This window comes from Pseudomonas farsensis, assembly GCF_014268805.2.
Classification (GTDB): domain Bacteria; phylum Pseudomonadota; class Gammaproteobacteria; order Pseudomonadales; family Pseudomonadaceae; genus Aquipseudomonas; species Aquipseudomonas farsensis.
On the sequence record NZ_JABWRF020000002.1, the window covers coordinates 1,035,876 to 1,052,470 of the forward strand.

9 protein-coding genes are annotated in these 16,595 nt (G+C 63.7%); 4 read left to right on the forward strand and 5 right to left on the reverse strand.

Features of this window, described 5'->3' with window-relative positions; genetic code table 11:
* Positions 1-95 precede the first annotated feature (95 nt).
* The 3 genes from creB (at position 96) to creD (ending at position 3,948) form a co-directional block, all read left to right on the forward strand.
* Positions 96-776: a two-component system response regulator CreB gene (creB, locus tag HU719_RS13965; RefSeq protein WP_186537220.1), complete on the forward strand. Its 681-nt coding sequence runs from the start codon at positions 96-98 to the stop codon at positions 774-776.
* Positions 776-2,209 (forward strand): two-component system sensor histidine kinase CreC, encoded by a 1,434-nt coding sequence (gene creC, locus HU719_RS13970; protein WP_186537219.1) that lies wholly within the window; start codon positions 776-778, stop codon positions 2,207-2,209. The genes creB and creC overlap by 1 nt, the downstream gene beginning before the upstream one ends.
* Before the next feature lie 410 nt (positions 2,210-2,619).
* Positions 2,620-3,948 (forward strand): cell envelope integrity protein CreD, encoded by a 1,329-nt coding sequence (gene creD / locus HU719_RS13975; protein WP_186536866.1) that lies wholly within the window; start codon positions 2,620-2,622, stop codon positions 3,946-3,948.
* A 301-nt stretch (positions 3,949-4,249) separates the two neighbouring features.
* Here creD and HU719_RS13980 read toward each other — a convergent pair whose 3' ends face one another.
* The 5 genes from HU719_RS13980 to aceE form a co-directional block, all read right to left on the reverse strand.
* Entirely contained in the window at positions 4,250-4,864 is a 615-nt protein-coding gene (locus tag HU719_RS13980) for a glutathione S-transferase (RefSeq protein ID WP_186536867.1), read from the reverse strand.
* Positions 4,865-4,867: 3 nt separating this feature from the next.
* Positions 4,868-5,536, reverse strand: a complete 669-nt coding sequence (msrA, locus tag HU719_RS13985; protein WP_186522891.1) for a peptide-methionine (S)-S-oxide reductase MsrA — start codon at positions 5,534-5,536, stop codon at positions 4,868-4,870.
* Positions 5,537-5,718: 182 nt separating this feature from the next.
* Positions 5,719-8,412, reverse strand: coding sequence for a putative bifunctional diguanylate cyclase/phosphodiesterase (locus HU719_RS13990; RefSeq protein ID WP_186536868.1), 2,694 nt, complete (start codon positions 8,410-8,412; stop codon positions 5,719-5,721).
* A 292-nt stretch (positions 8,413-8,704) separates the two neighbouring features.
* Positions 8,705-10,342: a dihydrolipoyllysine-residue acetyltransferase gene (gene aceF / locus HU719_RS13995; protein WP_186522895.1), complete on the reverse strand. Its 1,638-nt coding sequence runs from the start codon at positions 10,340-10,342 to the stop codon at positions 8,705-8,707.
* 13 nt (positions 10,343-10,355) lie between these two features.
* Entirely contained in the window at positions 10,356-13,001 is a 2,646-nt protein-coding gene (aceE, locus tag HU719_RS14000; RefSeq protein WP_186522897.1) for a pyruvate dehydrogenase (acetyl-transferring), homodimeric type, read from the reverse strand.
* Positions 13,002-13,384: 383 nt separating this feature from the next.
* Between aceE and glnE the strand changes: the two genes are divergently transcribed.
* On the forward strand, positions 13,385-16,318 hold the full coding sequence (glnE, locus tag HU719_RS14005) for a bifunctional [glutamate--ammonia ligase]-adenylyl-L-tyrosine phosphorylase/[glutamate--ammonia-ligase] adenylyltransferase (RefSeq protein ID WP_186536869.1): 2,934 nt from the start codon (positions 13,385-13,387) through the stop codon (positions 16,316-16,318).
* Positions 16,319-16,595 lie beyond the last annotated feature (277 nt).

The window sequence follows — 16,595 nt, forward strand, 5'->3', positions numbered from 1 at the left end:
TCGCAGCAGCCTCGGGGCCGGGCCTGCAGCAAAATTTGCACAGGCCAGCTCACTTGCTTCAAAGTCCAGCCTTTGCCCCAGCAAGGCCGGACGCCATGCCCCACATTCTCATCGTCGAAGACGAAACTTCCATCGCCGACACGCTGGTCTATGCCCTGCAGGCCGACGGCCACAGCACCGAATGGGTGAGCCTGGGCAGCGCTGCCGTCGAGCAGCATCGCCTGCGCCCGGCAGACCTCGTCATCCTCGATATCGGCCTGCCCGATATCAGCGGTTTCGAAACCTGCCGCCAGTTGCGCCGCTTCAGCGAGGTGCCGGTGATGTTCCTCAGCGCCCGCGACGCTGAAATCGACCGGGTGCTGGGGCTGGAAATCGGCGCCGACGACTATGTCGTCAAACCCTTCAGCCCGCGTGAAGTGGCCGCTCGGGTGCGCGCCATCCTCAAGCGCATGGCGCCGCGGCTGGAACCTGTGGCTGAAAGCACGCCGTTCCAGCTCGACACCCTGGCCATGCGCATCGCCTACCGGGGCCAGCCGCTTAACCTGACCCGCCACGAATTCCGCCTGCTGCAGTGCTTGCTGGAGCAGCCGCGGCGGGTGTTCAGCCGCGAGCAGTTGCTCGATGGCCTGGGCGTGGCCTCGGACGTGGGCTACGAGCGCACCATCGACAGCCATATCAAGAGCCTGCGCGCCAAGCTGCGCCTGATTGCCGCCGATGCCGAGCCCATCCAGACCCACCGCGGCCTTGGCTATAGCTACAGCCCGGAACACGCCTGATGCGCTTAGGCATTCGCATCTTCCTGGTGTACTTCCTGTTTGTCGGGTTGGCAGGTTACTTTTTGCTCAATACCGTGCGCGAACAGATCCGTCCGGTGGTGCGCCAGTCCTCCGAAGAAACCCTGGTCGACACCGCCAACCTGCTGGCCGAGATTCTGCATGACGACGTCAAGGCCGGTACCCTGGCGCAAAGCCAGTTGCCGCGCGTGCTCAAGGCCTACGGCCTGCGCAGCCCCGGCGCGCAGATCTGGGGCCTGGCCAAGCACCAGGTCAGCCACCGCATCTATGTCACCGACGCCAATGGCATGGTGCTGCTCGACTCCAACGGCGAGGCGGTCGGTAAGGATTATTCGCGGTGGAATGACGTCTACCTGACCCTGCGCGGCCAATACGGCGCGCGCTCAACCCGCAGCGTTGCCGACGACGAGAGCACCTCGGTGATGCACGTGGCCGCGCCGATCACCGATGACGGCAAGATCATCGGCGTTGTGACCGTGGCCAAGCCCAACAGCTCGCTACAGCCCTATATCGACCGCTCCGAGCAACGCCTGCTGAACCTTGGTCTGGGTTTGATCGGCATGGGCCTGTTGGTCGGCGCCGCATTGTCCTGGTGGCTGGTGCGCTCGCTGCGGCGCCTGGCGCGCTATGCCCAGGCGGTCAGCGAAGGTGAGCGGGCGGCAGTGCCCTATTACAAAGGTGGCGAGCTTGCGCACTTGGCCAACGCCGTTGAACGCATGCGTACCCAGCTTGAAGGCAAAGCCTATGTCGAGCGATACGTGCACACGCTCACCCACGAGCTGAAGAGCCCACTGGCGGCGATTCGCGGCGCCTCCGAACTGCTGCAAGGGGACATGCCGGCCGAACAGCGGGCGCGTTTTGCCGGCAATATCGAGCGCGAGAGCGAGCGCTTGCAGCAGATGATCGAGCGGCTGCTCAACCTGGCCAGGGTCGAACAGATGCAGGCGCTGGAAGATGAGCAGCAGGTGGCACTGGCGGTGCTGGCAGATGAGTTATTGGCCGCCCACGGAGCGCGTATCGACACTGCCGGGGTGCGGGTCAGCCAGCAGGTGCCAGCAGGCACGCAACTGCTGTGCGACCCGTTTTTGATGCGCCAGGCGCTGGCCAACCTGCTCGACAATGCGCTGGACTTCACCCCGCCGGCAGGGGCGCTGCGCATTGCACTGGAGCCTGCCGGGGAGCGGGTGGCATTGAGTGTGTACAACGAGGGGCCGGCGATCCCGGACTATGCGCTGGCGCGGGTGAGCGAGCGCTTCTATTCGCTGCCAAGGCCCGGCACCGGGCGTAAGAGCACCGGGCTTGGGCTGAACTTTGTCGCCGAAGTGATGCAGCTGCACGGCGGGGCGCTGGCGGTGGAAAACGTCGAAGGCGGGGTGCGCGTACGCCTGTGGTTGCCTGCGCGGCGGCTGAGCTAGCCGGTTCTGGCCCTATTGCAGGCTAGCGCCAGCTCCTACAGTGAACTGGGCAAGGCCTCAATTTTGCGACTGTGTGCGATCTCTGTGGGAGATTCTATGGTTTCGGGCAAGTCGCTTTTGATTGTGTAGGAGCGGCCTTGTGTCGCGAAAGGGCTGCGAAGCAGCCCCAGGATCTGAGCTCCCACCAGAATCGCTGGGGCTGCTTCGCAGCCCTTTCGCGACACAAGGCCGCTCCTACATTGACCGAGTAGACGGCATTGATATGGGAATGGGCGAGCTCTGTGGGAGCTGGCGCTAGCCTGCGATAGGGCCAGAGCGGTGTAAATTCTCCACACAATCCACACAAACCCGCCTCACTGGCTCCACGCAGCCGGCAGACACTGCCCGGCATCGCACATGGAGCCTCACCAATGAACAAGACCTTGGGTTTCAAGCTCGGCACCATCGCCGTGCTGATGTTGTTGCTGCTGATCCCGCTGATGATGATTGCCGGGGTGATCGATGAACGCCAGCAACTACGCGACGACGTAGTGCGCGACATCGCCCGCAGCTCAAGCTTCGAGCAACAGATCAGCGGCCCGATGCTGGTCGTGCCCTACCGCAAATACGAACGCCGCTGGATCGAAAAGGACGGCCAGAGCACCCAGGAAACCTACACCCTCAACGGCAACCTGTACTTCCTGCCAGAAACCTTCGATGCCGACCTCGGCATCGAGACCGAACTGCGCGCCCGGGGCATTTATCAGGCCCGGCTGTTCCACGCCAAGGGCCACCTCAAGGGCCGCTTCAAGCTGCCCGAGCGCTGGGGCATCGAGAAGGACTTCGACGACTACCGCTTCGACAAGCCGTACCTGGTGGTGGGTATCAGTGACATCCGTGGCATCGAAAACACCCCTGAACTGACCATCGACGACCAGCGCCTGGCTTTCGAAGCCGGCACCGGCCTGGACTGGATGCGCGGTGGTGTCCACGTGGCGCTGCCACAACTCGACGGCAAGCAGGCGCATGAATTCAACTACGGTTTTGACCTGGCGCTGCAAGGCACCGGCCAACTGCATGTGCTGCCGGTAGGCCGCAGCAGCACCGTGGCCATGCGCGCCAACTGGCCGCACCCAAGCTTCATCGGCAGGTACCTGCCTACCCGTCGCGCCATTGACGAAACTGGCTTCAGCGCCCACTGGCAGACCTCGTTCTTTGCCACCAACCTGGAAGACGCACTGAGCCGCTGCGTAAGCCCGGAGGCGTGCAACACCTACCTGGGCACCACCTTTGGCGTGAGCTTCGTCGACCCGGTGGACCAATACCTGAAGAGCGAGCGGGCAATCAAATACGCGCTGCTGTTCATTGCCCTTACCTTTGCCGGCTTCTTCCTGTTCGAGGTGCTCAAAAGCCTGAGCGTGCATGCGGTGCAGTACATCCTGGTCGGCGCCGCCCTGGCGTTCTTCTACCTGCTGTTGCTGTCGCTGTCCGAGCACCTGGGCTTTGCCCTGGCGTATGGCTTGTCAGCATCGGCCTGTGTGCTGTTGCTGGGCTTCTACCTGAGCCATGTGCTGCACAGTGTCGGCCGAGGGGTGGGCTTTGCCGCGGGGCTATCGGCGTTGTACGCCATGCTCTACGGCTTGCTTAGCGCCGAGGATTACGCGCTGTTGATGGGCTCGCTGCTGTGCTTCGGCCTGTTGGGTGTGTTCATGGTGCTGACCCGCCGTCTGGACTGGTCGCGCGTGGGGAGGGGGGTATGAGGGAGGATCGCGAACTGGGGCGCTGGTTGGCGCTGAGGATTGGGCAGTTGTTTCCGGTAAGGGCCAGTTGACGCCATCGCGGGGCGATGCAGCTCACGGCGGTTATGTGCCCGCTGCACCGGCCTCATCGCAGGCTGGCGCCAGCTCCCACAGAGACCGCGCACAGTCGCAACATCGAGGCCTTGCCTTGAACCTGTGGGAGCTGGCGACAGCCTGCGATGAGGCCACCACCAGCTTGCACAAAACCATAGAGAAACCATAGATCCCACAGGTTCTCTTGCAAGCCCCGCGAAGAGCGCCTTCAGGTCTGCGGCAAGGTCGCCAGCATCGACGCCCGCTGGCTCACCTCGGCATACCATGCCGCCAACCCCGGCTGGCGCTCACGCCAGCCGAACTCAGGCTGACGCAAGTCCAGGTAACCCAGCGCACAGGCCACCCCGATGGCGGCCAGGTCAAACCCCGACGCCAGCTCGGCAAGGTGCTCCTGTTCGAGGTTGGCCAGGCTGCGGCGGATCTTCTCGCTCTGCGCCGCCACCCAGCCGTCCCACTGCTTGTCGGCAGGGCGCAGGAAGGTTTCGTACCGTGTACCCACGGCTGCATCCATGATCGCATCGGCTTGGGAGGCCAGCGTCAGCCGGCGCCAGCGCGCCGAGCCTTCGCGCGGCAGCAACGGGTCGCCGACGTGCTGGGTGTCGAGGTACTCGCAGATCACCCGGCTGTCGTGCAGCACGCTGCCGTCCTGCAGGCGCAGGGCAGGGATCTTGCCGATCGGGTTGCCCTGGTTGAGCTGCTCGTCACCGTTGACCGGGCTGATGTTAACCGCCTGCAGGGTGACCCGGTCGAGTTGGCCGGTCTCGTGCAGCACCACCATTACCTTGCGCACAAACGGCGACAAGGGCGAATGGAACAGGATCATGGCTCAGTTCCCTTGCAGGCTGGGCGGCAGGCACACGCCCAGGCCGCCGATGCCGCAATAGCCGTTGGGGTTCTTGGCCAGGTACTGCTGGTGGTACGCCTCGGCGAAGTACACCGTTGGCGCCTGGTCGATTTCGGTGGTGATTTCGCCGAAGCCGGCTTTGCTCAGCTCGGCCTGGAAGGCATCGCGGCTGGCCTTGGCTTCTGCCAGTTGCTCAGGCGAGGTGCAGTAGATGGCCGAGCGGTACTGGGTGCCGACGTCGTTGCCCTGGCGCATGCCTTGGGTTGGGTTGTGCAGCTCCCAGAACATCGCCAGCAGCTCGCGGTAGCTGACTTTGTCCTTGTCGAACACCACCAGCACCACTTCGGTGTGGCCGGTCAGGCCCGAGCAGACTTCTTCGTAGGTGGGGTTAGGGGTAAAGCCGCCGGCATAGCCCACCACGGTGCTGACCACGCCTTCACGCTGCCAGAAGCGGCGCTCGGCGCCCCAGAAGCAGCCCAGGCCGAAGATCGCGAAGTCGACGCTGCCTTCAAAGAATGGGCCCAGCAGCGGGGTGTCTTTGAACACGTAGTGGAACTCGGGCAGCGTCATTGGCGTTTCGCGGCCAGGCAAAGCTTGCTCCGCAGTAGGCATGACGTTTTTGTTCACCAGGATTTCCGAACGCAGGACCATGGCCGTTCCTCTGTTTGATATTCAAGAACCTGGGGCCGCTGTGCGGCCCTATCGCAGGCTGGCGCCAGCTCCTACAGGGGCGCCGCGGTCCCTGTGGAGCTGGCGCCAGCCTGCGATAGGGCTGCATAGCAGCCCCAGACAGCAAGTGATGGTGTCTATAGTGCCCGAGCTTTACGCCGCTGTCAGGCCAGAGGCCCGCGCGGATAGCGGCGCAGCTTCTCGCTCAGCTCACGCCCCGGAATTGGCCGGTCGAACAGATACCCCTGGCCCACATCGCAGCGGTGCCGGCGCAGGAAGGCCAGTTGCGCCGGCGTCTCGATGCCTTCTGCAACCACCTTGAGCTTGAGGTTGTGGGCCATGGCCACCACCGCCGAGGTGATCTCCATGTCGTCCTGGTTGTCCGGGATCTCGTTGATGAAGCTGCGGTCGATCTTGATGATGTCGATCGGAAACTTTTTCAGATAGCTCAGCGACGAGTAGCCAGTACCAAAATCGTCCATCGCCAGGGTCAGCCCCAGTGCCTTGAGCTCGTCGAGCTGGCGGTGGGTGTCTTCGCTGGCCTCAAGCAGCAGCCCTTCGGTGAGCTCAAGCTCCAGCAGGTGCGGCGGCAGGGCTTCTTCCTTGAGGATGCTGCCAATGGAATTCACCAGCTCCGGGTCGGAGAACTGCTTGGGCGACAGGTTGATCGCCACGTGCAGGTTGCCCAGGCCGTCCTCGCGCAGTTGCTGGCTCATGCGGCAGGCCTGGCGCACCACCCATTTGCCAATGGGGATGATCAGCCCGGTTTCTTCGGCCACGCTGATGAACTGGTCGGGGCGGATCATGCCGCGCTCCGGGTGGTTCCAGCGCAGCAGCGCCTCCAGCCCCAGCAGGCGACCACTGCGCAGGCACAGCTTGGGCTGGTAGAAGACTTCCAGCTCGTTCTGGGTCAGCGCGCGGCGCAGGTTGTTCTCGACGAACAGCTTGTAGCTGGCCTCGGCATTGAGCACCTCGGTGAACACCTGCACCTGATGCTTGCCGTTGGCCTTGGCCTTGTGCAGGGCCAGGCCTGCGTTTTTCATCAGCGTGGCCGGGTCGGCGCCGTGCAGCGGGGCGCACGCAAGGCCCACGGAGGCGGTGACGTTGATCAGCTGGTTGTCGACGAACATCGGTTTGTCGAGTGTGCGCAGCAGTTGCTGGGCAACACGCTGGCCGTCTTCCAAGGTGGTGTCATCGAGCAGCACGGCAAATTCGTTACTGGCAAAGCGCGCCAGGCTGCCGCCGCTGTTCAGGCTGTTGCGCAGGCGCCGGGCCAGGCTGATCAACAGCTTGTCGCCGGTCTGGTGGCCAAGGCTGTCGTTGATGCGCTTGAAATTGTCGATGTCCACCAGCAGCAGGCAGATGGGGCTGGCGCTGTCGCGGGCAAAGCGTTCGTCGAGGCTTCTGATGAACGCCGGGCGGTTGCCCAGGGTGGTCAGGTTGTCGGTATAGGCCAGGCGCTCGATGCGCTGCTGGGCCAGCTTGCTCTGGGTGATGTCTTCGTAGATGCCGATGTAATGGGTCAACTCGCGGTTGTCGCCATACACCTTGGAAATCGACAGTTGCCCCCAGTAGGGTTCGAGGTTTTTGCGCCGGCTTTTGAATTCGCCCTGCCAGCTGTTGCCCATGGCCAGGCTCGACGGCGAATCGAACAGCAGCTCGCTGAGGTTTTCCAGCGCCGGCAGCTCGGCCAGGTGGTGGCCCTGGACCTCGTCGGTGCTGTACTGGGTGATGGCGGTGAAGCTTGGGTTGACGTATTCCACCACGCCGTCGCAATTGACCAGCAAGAACGCACTGGCGCTTTGCTCGACCGCACGCTGGAACAGGTGCAGGGCGCTGGCGGCCGTGCGCCGGTTGTGGTTGTTGATGACCTGGGCAAACTGGTCGGCCAGCTCGCCGGCAAAGGCAATTTCGTCGGACTGCCAGGCGCGGGCCTTGCCCGACTGCTCCAGGCACAGCACGCCAACCACTTGGCCATCGATGCGGATACTGGCATCGAGCATGGCGTTGTCGATGTCGCCGTGCAGCAGCTCGGACATCTCGCGGGTGCGCGGGTCGTGGCTGGCGTTGTGCGCGTCGATGGCGCGGCTGGCGTGCAGGGCTTCGAGGTAATCAGGGAAGCGGCTGGCGTCGATCGCCTCGGGCAGGCGGTGCTGCTGTTCGATGCGGTACCAGGCGCTGATCGGCTCCAGCCGCTGCTCGTTCAGGTACCAGATGCTCGCGCAATCGACGTTGTAGATTTCGCAGGCGCTGCGGGTGATCAACTGTGCGGCCTCAAGCAACGAGTTGCCGACACTGTAGCGCTGGCGCGCCAGGCGCAGGATCAGGTCCTGCTGCGCCCGTACCCGCTCAAGGTGCTCCAGTTGTTCCTGCTGCGCATGCTGGTTGAGCTGCAGGGCCAGTTGCAGGCGGCTGTTGCGCGATTCCAGGTCGTTGGCGTCGAGTTGCGGGCCGTCCATCGGCTGGTCGTCGAGCACCGTCAGGTAGCCGCGCAGCAGTTGCCGATTATGCTGCTTGTAGCTCTCGCCGACTTCGAGCAGGCGCAGCGGCTCGGGGCCGCAGTGCAGGGTGTAGCGCACCCGATAGTGGTTGCGCTGCGCCAGTTGCGACTGGATGTCATCGTGCAGCTTGTAGCGCGCCTCGGGCTCCATGAGGCTGGCGTACGGTGCATTGATCAGGTTGCACAGTTCGGCAGCGGCCAGGCCGAATTGCCGTTCGCAGTTCGGGTCGACGTAAAGCATGGCCCAGCTGGCTTCGTTGAGCCGTTCGAAACGCAGCATGCCGAGCCGCGAGGGCACGGGGAGCTGCGTGACGACCTCGGCCGCCACTCGGCTGGCGGCATCGGGTTGGCTTTTCATCGAAGACTCGCTTGAACAAGGCGGTTGGCGCGGCGGGCCACGGGCTATGCGGCGGCGCTTTGGGCAAGGGTGCATCATGTCCCCCAGCGCTGGCAAGCGGCCATGAGGGATGCTGTGAACAGGTTGTCGGCCAAGTGGGCGACATCTGTAGTTCGTGCGCGGGGTTTTAGGCTGCGCTGCGGGCGTGAAAGCGGCAGGCAAAAAAAGCCCCGCCAATTGGCGGGGTTGAGGTACGAGCGTGGCAGCTCGAAACAGGACCGGCCTGCGCAGTGGCAGGCCGGTTGGCTGCTGGTTACAGCAGCATGGTGCGGATGTCGGTCAGCACATCGCCCAGGCGCTTGGTGAAGCGTGCGGCGGCGGCGCCGTTGATCACACGGTGATCGTACGACAGCGACAGCGGCAGCATCAGCTTGGGCTGGAAGGCCTTGCCATCCCAGACTGGCTGGATGGTTGCCTTGGAAACACCGAGGATCGCCACTTCCGGCGCGTTGACGATCGGCGTGAAGCCGGTGCCGCCAATGTGGCCGAGGCTGGAGATGGTGAAGCAGGCGCCCTGCATGTCATCGGCCGAGAGTTTCTTGGTGCGGGCTTTTTCAGCCAGCGCCGCAGCTTCGGCAGCCAGTTGCAGCAGGCTCTTCTGGTCGACGTTCTTGATCACCGGGACCAGCAGACCATCCGGGGTGTCCACGGCAAAGCCGATGTGCACGTACTTCTTGCGGATGACAGCTTTGCCGCTTGGTGCCAGCGAGCTGTTGAAGTCTGGCAGTTCCTTGAGCAGGAAGGCGCAGGCCTTGAGCAGCAGTGGCAGGACGGTCAGCTTGACGCCGGCCTTCTCTGCAACGGCTTTCTGGGCAACGCGGAAAGCTTCCAGCTCAGTGATGTCAGCCGAGTCGAACTGGGTAACGTGTGGCACGTTCAGCCAGCTGCGGTGCAGGTTGGCGGCGCCGACCTGCATCAGGCGGGTCATGGCCACTTCTTCGACTTCGCCGAACTTGCTGAAGTCGACCACCGGAATCGGCGGGATGCCAGCGCCGCCGGTTGCGCCGGCAGCTGCCGGTGCGGCCGAGGCCTTTTGCATCATGGCTTTGACGTAAACCTGCACGTCTTCCTTGAGGATGCGACCGTGCGGGCCAGTGGCCGACACAGCACCCAGTTCGACGCCGAATTCACGGGCCAGCTGACGCACGGCTGGGCCGGCGTGCACCTTGGCGTTGTTGCCAGCAGCCGGCGCGGTTGCAGCCGGAGCAGCAGCCGGGGCAGCCGGGGCAGCAGCGGCAGGTGCCGCAGCTTCAGCCTTGGCCGGAGCGGCAGCAGCGGCCGGAGCCGGGGCAGCAGCAGGTGCAGCACCTGCGATTTCCAGCTTGAGGATCAGGTCGCCGGTGCCGACTTCGTCGTCCAGCTTGCAGATCACTTCCTTCACCACGCCAGCGGCAGGCGACGGGATCTCCATGGAGGCCTTGTCGGACTCCAGGGTGATCAGCGACTGGTCGGCTTCGACGGTGTCGCCGGCCTTGACCAGCACTTCGATGATCTTGGCCTTGCCCGACGAGCCGATGTCCGGCACGTGGATGTCCTGCACGCTGGCAGCAGCCGGGGCTGCAGCAGGTGCTGGGGCCGGTGCGGCTTCGGCGGCAGGTGCAGGTGCAGCAGCCTGGGCAGGCGCGGCTTCAGCAGCCGGCGCTTCGGACGCCGAAGCGCCCTCCGCTTCCAGAACCAGCAGCTCGTCGCCTTCTTTCAGGCGGTCGCCCAGCTTGACCTTCAGTTCCTTGACGATACCGGCCTTGGGCGCCGGGATCTCCATGGAGGCCTTGTCGGACTCCAGGGTCAGCAGGCTCTGGTCGGCCTCGATACGGTCACCGACCTTGACGAACAGCTCGATGATTTCACCTTCACCGCTGCCGATGTCAGGTACGCGAATGAGTTCGCTCACTTAAAAATACTCCTCAGCAGTCCAGTGGGTTGCGCTTGTCCGGGTCGATGCCGAACTTGACGATGGCGTCAGCCACAACCTTGGGTTCGATCTCGCCACGGTCAGCCAGGGCTTCCAGGGCAGCCAGCACCACGAAGTGGCGGTCGACTTCGAAGAAGTGACGCAGCTTCTTGCGGCTGTCGCTGCGACCGTAACCGTCGGTACCCAGGACTTTGAACTCTTTGCTCGGCACCCACTGGCGAATCTGTTCGGCGAACAGCTTCATGTAGTCGGTGGACGCGATAACCGGACCTTTGCGGCCGGTCAGGCACTCTTCAACATAGCTCTGCTGAGGCTTCTGACCAGGCTTGAGGCGGTTGGCGCGCTCTACGGCCAGGCCGTCGCGACGCAGTTCGTTGAAGCTGGTGACGCTCCACACGTCGGCACCGACGTTGAACTCTTCACGCAGGATCTTCGCCGCTTCGCGGACTTCACGCAGGATGGTGCCGGAGCCCATCAGCTGGACGTGGTGCGCCGCTTCCTTGGTGTCTTCTTCGAGCAGGTACATGCCCTTGATGATGCCTTCCTCGACACCGGCCGGCATGGCTGGCTGCTGGTAGGATTCGTTCATCACGGTGATGTAGTAGAAGATGTCCTGTTGCTCTTCGGTCATCTTCTTCATGCCGTCCTGGATGATCACCGCCAGCTCGTAGCCGTAGGTCGGATCATAGGTGCGGCAGTTCGGGATGGTGCCCGCCATCATGTGGCTGTGACCGTCTTCGTGCTGCAGGCCTTCGCCGTTCAGCGTGGTACGGCCGGCGGTACCGCCGATCAGGAAGCCACGGGTGCGGCTGTCGCCAGCGGCCCAGGCCAGGTCACCGATACGCTGGAAACCGAACATCGAGTAGAAGATGTAGAACGGCAGCATCGGCTGGTTGTGGCAGCTGTACGAAGTACCGGCAGCGATGAACGACGACATGGCGCCGGCTTCGTTGATGCCTTCTTCGAGGATCTGGCCCTTCTTGTCTTCGCGGTAGAACATCACCTGGTCTTTATCGACTGGCTCGTAGAGCTGGCCGACCGACGAGTAGATGCCCAACTGGCGGAACATGCCTTCCATACCGAAGGTACGGGCTTCGTCCGGGATGATCGGGACGATGCGCTGGCCGATTTCCTTGTCCTTGACCAACTGCGCCAGGATGCGCACGAAAGCCATGGTGGTGGAGATTTCACGGTCGCCCGAGCCGTCCAGGATTGCCTTGAGGGTTTCCAGTGGCGGGGTCGGGATGCTGAAGCTCTTGGCACGGCGCTGAGGCACGAAACCGCCCAGGGCAGCACGGCGCTCGGCCAGGTACTTGGCTTCGGCGGAGCCTTCTTCTGGCTTGAAGAACGGCAGGTTTTCGAGGTCGGCATCCTTGACCGGGATGTCGAAGCGGTCACGGAAGTGACGCAGGCTGTCGACGTCGACCTTCTTGGTGTTGTGCGCGGTGTTCTTGGCTTCGCCAGCACCGGTGCCGTAACCCTTGATGGTCTTGGCCAGAATCACGGTTGGCTGGTCTTTGTGGTTGACCGCCTGGTGATACGCCGCGTAGACCTTGTACGGGTCGTGGCCGCCACGGTTGAGCTTCCAGATCTCGTCGTCGGACAGGTCTTCGACCATGGCCTTGAGTTCCGGGGTGTTGAAGAAGTTCTCACGAACGTACGCGCCGTCTTTGGCTTTGTAGTTCTGGTACTCGCCGTCGATGACTTCGTCCATGCGGCGCTGCAGGGCACCGTTGGTGTCCTTGGCCAGCAGTGGGTCCCAGAAACGGCCCCAGACGACTTTGTTGACGTTCCAGCCACCGCCACGGAACACGCCTTCGAGTTCCTGGATGATCTTGCCGTTGCCGCGAACCGGGCCGTCGAGGCGCTGCAGGTTGCAGTTGATGACGAAGATCAGGTTGTCCAGCTTCTCGCGGCCAGCCAGGGAGATCGCGCCCAGGGATTCCGGCTCGTCGCACTCGCCGTCGCCCATGAAGCACCAGACCTTCTGCTTGCCGGCCGGGATGTAGCCGCGCGCTTCGAGGTACTTCATGAAGCGGGCCTGGTAGATCGCCTGGATCGGGCCAAGGCCCATCGAGACGGTCGGGAACTGCCAGAAGTCAGGCATCAGCCAAGGGTGCGGGTACGACGACAGGCCGTTACCGTCCACTTCCTGGCGGAAGTTGTTCATCTGGTCTTCGCTGATGCGGCCCTCCATGAAGGCGCGGGCGTAGACGCCAGGCGAGGCGTGGCCCTGGAAGAACACCAGGTCGCCGCCGTGTTCTTCGGTCGGGGCCTGGAAGAAGTAGTTGAAGCCGATATCGTATAGCGTGGCGCTGGAGGCGAAGCTCGAGATGTGGCCGCCCAGGTCCGAGTCTTTCAGGTTGGTGCGCATGACCATGGCCAAGGCGTTCCAACGCACCAGCGAGCGGATGCGGCGTTCCATGAACAGGTCGCCAGGCATGCGTGCTTCGTGGGTGACAGGGATGGTGTTGCGGTATGGCGTGGTGATGGCATATGGCAGCTGCGAACCACTACGGGTGGCCAGCTCGCCCATACGGGTCATCAGGTAATGAGCGCGGTCTTCGCCTTCTTTGTCGAGGACCGACTCCAGGGCATCCAGCCATTCCTGGGTTTCGATTGGATCGAGGTCTTGCATGGCTTGCTCCAGGGCGGAAAGGCCACCAGAATCGATGGCCTGAGTTTGCGACTGGCCTTATGGGCAGACGTCGTGAATTCTTGGAATACCGGACAGTCATCCGGCGCGGTGTAGTTTTACTACAAATGGATTCGCATTTCATGCTTTTGCGCGCCATGGGTAGTAGTAAAACTACACAAATGCGACGTTTGGTCGCACTCCGGGTTGTGGAGAAAATCGTTCATGTTGGTTGGCTGTGTGCCACGAGCAGGTAAAACGTGATGTTTTCAACCATGAATGTGGCTTTTTCAGCTATTTACAACTTTTGTACGACAGTCCAACCGTCAGCCATGAGTGTTTTTTCTACCCCAACCTCTCTCTTTCACGCCGATCAAGGATAGACCATGCGCCTGCCTTTGCCGTCCGATCTGCCCGCAGCCCTGCAACCACTGGTCGCCCGTAACCAACAGTTCCTTCGCGAGGCATTGGCCGGCCACCCTGATCTGCAACTCGATAGCCTGAGCGCCGAGCACCGCCGCCAGTTCGATCAGGTGGCGGCGGCCAGCGAGTTCGTGCTCACCCACGCCCAGCGTGAGCCGGCGGTGCTGTTCGAGCTGCTGGGCAGCGGCCAGATGGACCGCGCCTACGCCCCCGGCGAGTTGCGCGGGCACGTCAGCGCCGTGGCGCAAGCGGCGCAGAGCGAGGATGAACTGGCGCGCAACCTGCGCCGCGAGCGCAATCGCCAGCAACTGCGCATCATCTGGCGCGACATCACCCGCCAGGCGGCGCTGGGCGAAACCTGCCGCGACCTCTCGGACCTGGCCGATGCGGCCATCGACGAAGCCTATCAATGGCTGTACCCGCGCCATTGCCAGCAGTTCGGCACCCCCATCGGCCAGCGCAGCGGCCAGCCGCAGCACATGGTGGTGCTGGGTATGGGCAAGCTGGGCGCCGTGGAGCTGAACCTGTCGTCGGACATCGACCTGATCTTCGCCTTCCCCGAAGGCGGCGAAACCGAGGGGGTCAAGCGCTCGCTGGAAAACCAGGAGTTCTTCACCCGCCTGGGGCAGCGCCTGATCAAGGCGCTGGACCCGGTGACCGTCGATGGCTTCGTGTTCCGCGTCGACATGCGCCTGCGCCCCTATGGCTCGGCCGGTGCGCTGGTGCTGAGCTTCAATGCCCTGGAGCAGTACTACCAGGACCAAGGCCGCGACTGGGAACGCTACGCGATGATCAAGGCGCGTGTGGTGGCCGGCGACCAGGCTGCCGGCGCGCAATTGCAGGAAATGCTGCGCCCGTTCGTCTACCGGCGTTACCTGGACTTCTCGGCCATCGAAGCGCTGCGCACCATGAAGCAGTTGATCCAGCAGGAAGTGCGGCGCAAAGGCATGGCCGACAACATCAAGTTGGGCGCTGGCGGTATTCGCGAGGTCGAGTTCATCGCCCAGGCCTTCCAGCTGATCCACGGCGGGCGCGACCTCAGCCTGCAACAGCGGCCCTTGCTGAAAGTGCTGGCCACCCTGGAAGGGCAGGGCTACCTGCCGCCGGCAGTGGTCACTGAACTGCGCGAAGGCTACCAATTCCTGCGTTACACCGAGCACGCCATCCAGGCCATCGCCGACCGCCAGACGCAGATGCTGCCGGACGACGCTACCGACCGCGAGCGTATCGCCTATATGCTCGGTTTCAGCGGCTGGGCCAGCTTCCACGAGCAGTTGATGCACTGGCGCGGGCGCATCGACTGGCACTTCCGCCAGGTGATCGCCGACCCAGACGAAGATGATGCCGAGGGTGAACTGGTGGTGGGCGGTGAGTGGTCGCCGCTGTGGGAACAGGCCCAGGATGAAGAGGCCGCCTGCCGGCAGCTTGAAGAAGCCGGCTTCAAAAAGCCGGCCGATGCGCTGCGCCGGCTCAACGGCTTGCGCACCAGCCCGTCGCTGCGCTCGATCCAGCGTATCGGCCGTGAACGGCTGGATGCGTTCATTCCGCGCCTGCTGGCCCAAGCCGTCGAGCACGACGACCCTGACCTGGTGCTGGAGCGGGTGCTGCCGTTGGTCGAGGCGGTGGCCCGGCGTTCGGCATACCTGGTGCTGCTGACCGAAAACCCCGGCGCCCTGCGCCGGCTGCTGACGTTATGTGCGGCCAGCCCGTGGATTGCCGAACAGATCGCCCGCTACCCGCTGCTGCTCGACGAACTGCTCAACGAAGGCCGGCTGTTCAGCCCGCCGCTGGCCCCGGAGCTTGCCGCCGAGCTGCGTGAACGCCTGACGCGCATCCCCGAGGATGACCTTGAGCAGCAAATGGAAGCCCTGCGCCATTTCAAGCTGGCCCACAGCCTGCGGGTGGCCGCGTCCGAGATCACCGGCAACCTGCCACTGATGAAGGTCAGCGACTACCTGACCTGGCTGGCCGAGGCGATCCTCGATCAGGTGCTGGCCCTGGCCTGGCGCCAGACCGTCGCCCGCCACGGCCAACCGCAGCGCAGCGACGGTAGCCTGTGCGACCCCGGGTTCATTATTGTCGGCTACGGCAAGGTGGGCGGCATCGAACTGGGCCACGGCTCGGACCTGGACCTGGTGTTCATCCACGACGGCGACCCGAATGCCGAGACCGACGGCGCCAAGCCCATCGACGGCGCGCAGTTCTTCACCCGCCTGGGCCAGCGCATCATTCACCTGCTGACTACCCAGACCAACTCGGGCCAGCTGTATGACGTCGACATGCGCCTGCGCCCGTCCGGCGCTGCGGGCCTGCTGGTGAGTTCGCTGGGCGCGTTCGAGCGCTATCAGCAAAGCGAGGCCTGGACCTGGGAGCACCAGGCGCTGGTACGCGCCCGCGTGCTGGTGGGCTGCAAGCAGGTGGGCAGTGCGTTCGAAGGCGTGCGCGCGCGGGTGCTGGGCAAGGCCCGCGACCTTGCCACGTTGCGCACCGAGGTGAGCGAGATGCGCGCCAAGATGCGCGATAACCTCGGCACCAAGGGCACCGCTGCAGGCACCGCCGCCAATGCCTTTGACGCCGGCCAGCCGTTCGACATCAAGCAGGATGCCGGCGGTATCGTGGACCTCGAATTTATGGTGCAATACGCGGCTTTGGCTTGGTCCCACGAGCACCCAGAGCTACTGCGCTGGACCGATAACATCCGCATCCTCGAAGAACTCGAACAAGCCGGTTTGCTGCCTGCAAGCGATGCCGTGCTGCTGCGTGAGGTGTACAAGGCATTCCGCGCCGCCTCGCACCGCCAGGCGTTGCAGAAGCAGGCCGGGGTTATCGACGCTGCGCAATTTGTCGACGAGCGTGGCCAAGTACGGCGGATTTGGGGTGAATTGGGGCTGAGTTAAGGCGTCGTGGCTCGTGGGAGATTACATGCCTGTCCGGGCCTCATCGCAGGCTGTCGCCAGCTCCCACAGAGACCGCGCACAGCCGCATTATTGCGGTTTGGCCCAGAGCCCTGTGGGAGCTGGCGACAGCCTGCGATGAGGGCGCAACAAGCCTGCGCGCAACCATGCCCGACAACCTCGGCGTGGGGCTTGCACCGCGATCTGGACCCCAGTGGTACACTGTCGGCCACATAGCCTGAATATAAAGAGGGGAGGCCAGGTTGCAGATCAGCCTGCA

Bases quoted from the DNA above. Each gene is read 5' to 3' on its own strand.
- creB (WP_186537220.1), top strand. From the start codon at position 96: ATGCCCCACATTCTCATCGTCGAAGACGAAACTTCCATCGCCGACACG.
- msrA (WP_186522891.1), bottom strand. From the start codon at position 5,536: ATGGTCCTGCGTTCGGAAATCCTGGTGAACAAAAACGTCATGCCTACT.
- creC (WP_186537219.1), top strand. From the start codon at position 776: ATGCGCTTAGGCATTCGCATCTTCCTGGTGTACTTCCTGTTTGTCGGG.
- HU719_RS13990 (WP_186536868.1), bottom strand. From the start codon at position 8,412: ATGAAAAGCCAACCCGATGCCGCCAGCCGAGTGGCGGCCGAGGTCGTC.
- HU719_RS13980 (WP_186536867.1), bottom strand. From the start codon at position 4,864: ATGATCCTGTTCCATTCGCCCTTGTCGCCGTTTGTGCGCAAGGTAATG.
- glnE (WP_186536869.1), top strand. From the start codon at position 13,385: ATGCGCCTGCCTTTGCCGTCCGATCTGCCCGCAGCCCTGCAACCACTG.
- creD (WP_186536866.1), top strand. From the start codon at position 2,620: ATGAACAAGACCTTGGGTTTCAAGCTCGGCACCATCGCCGTGCTGATG.
- aceE (WP_186522897.1), bottom strand. From the start codon at position 13,001: ATGCAAGACCTCGATCCAATCGAAACCCAGGAATGGCTGGATGCCCTG.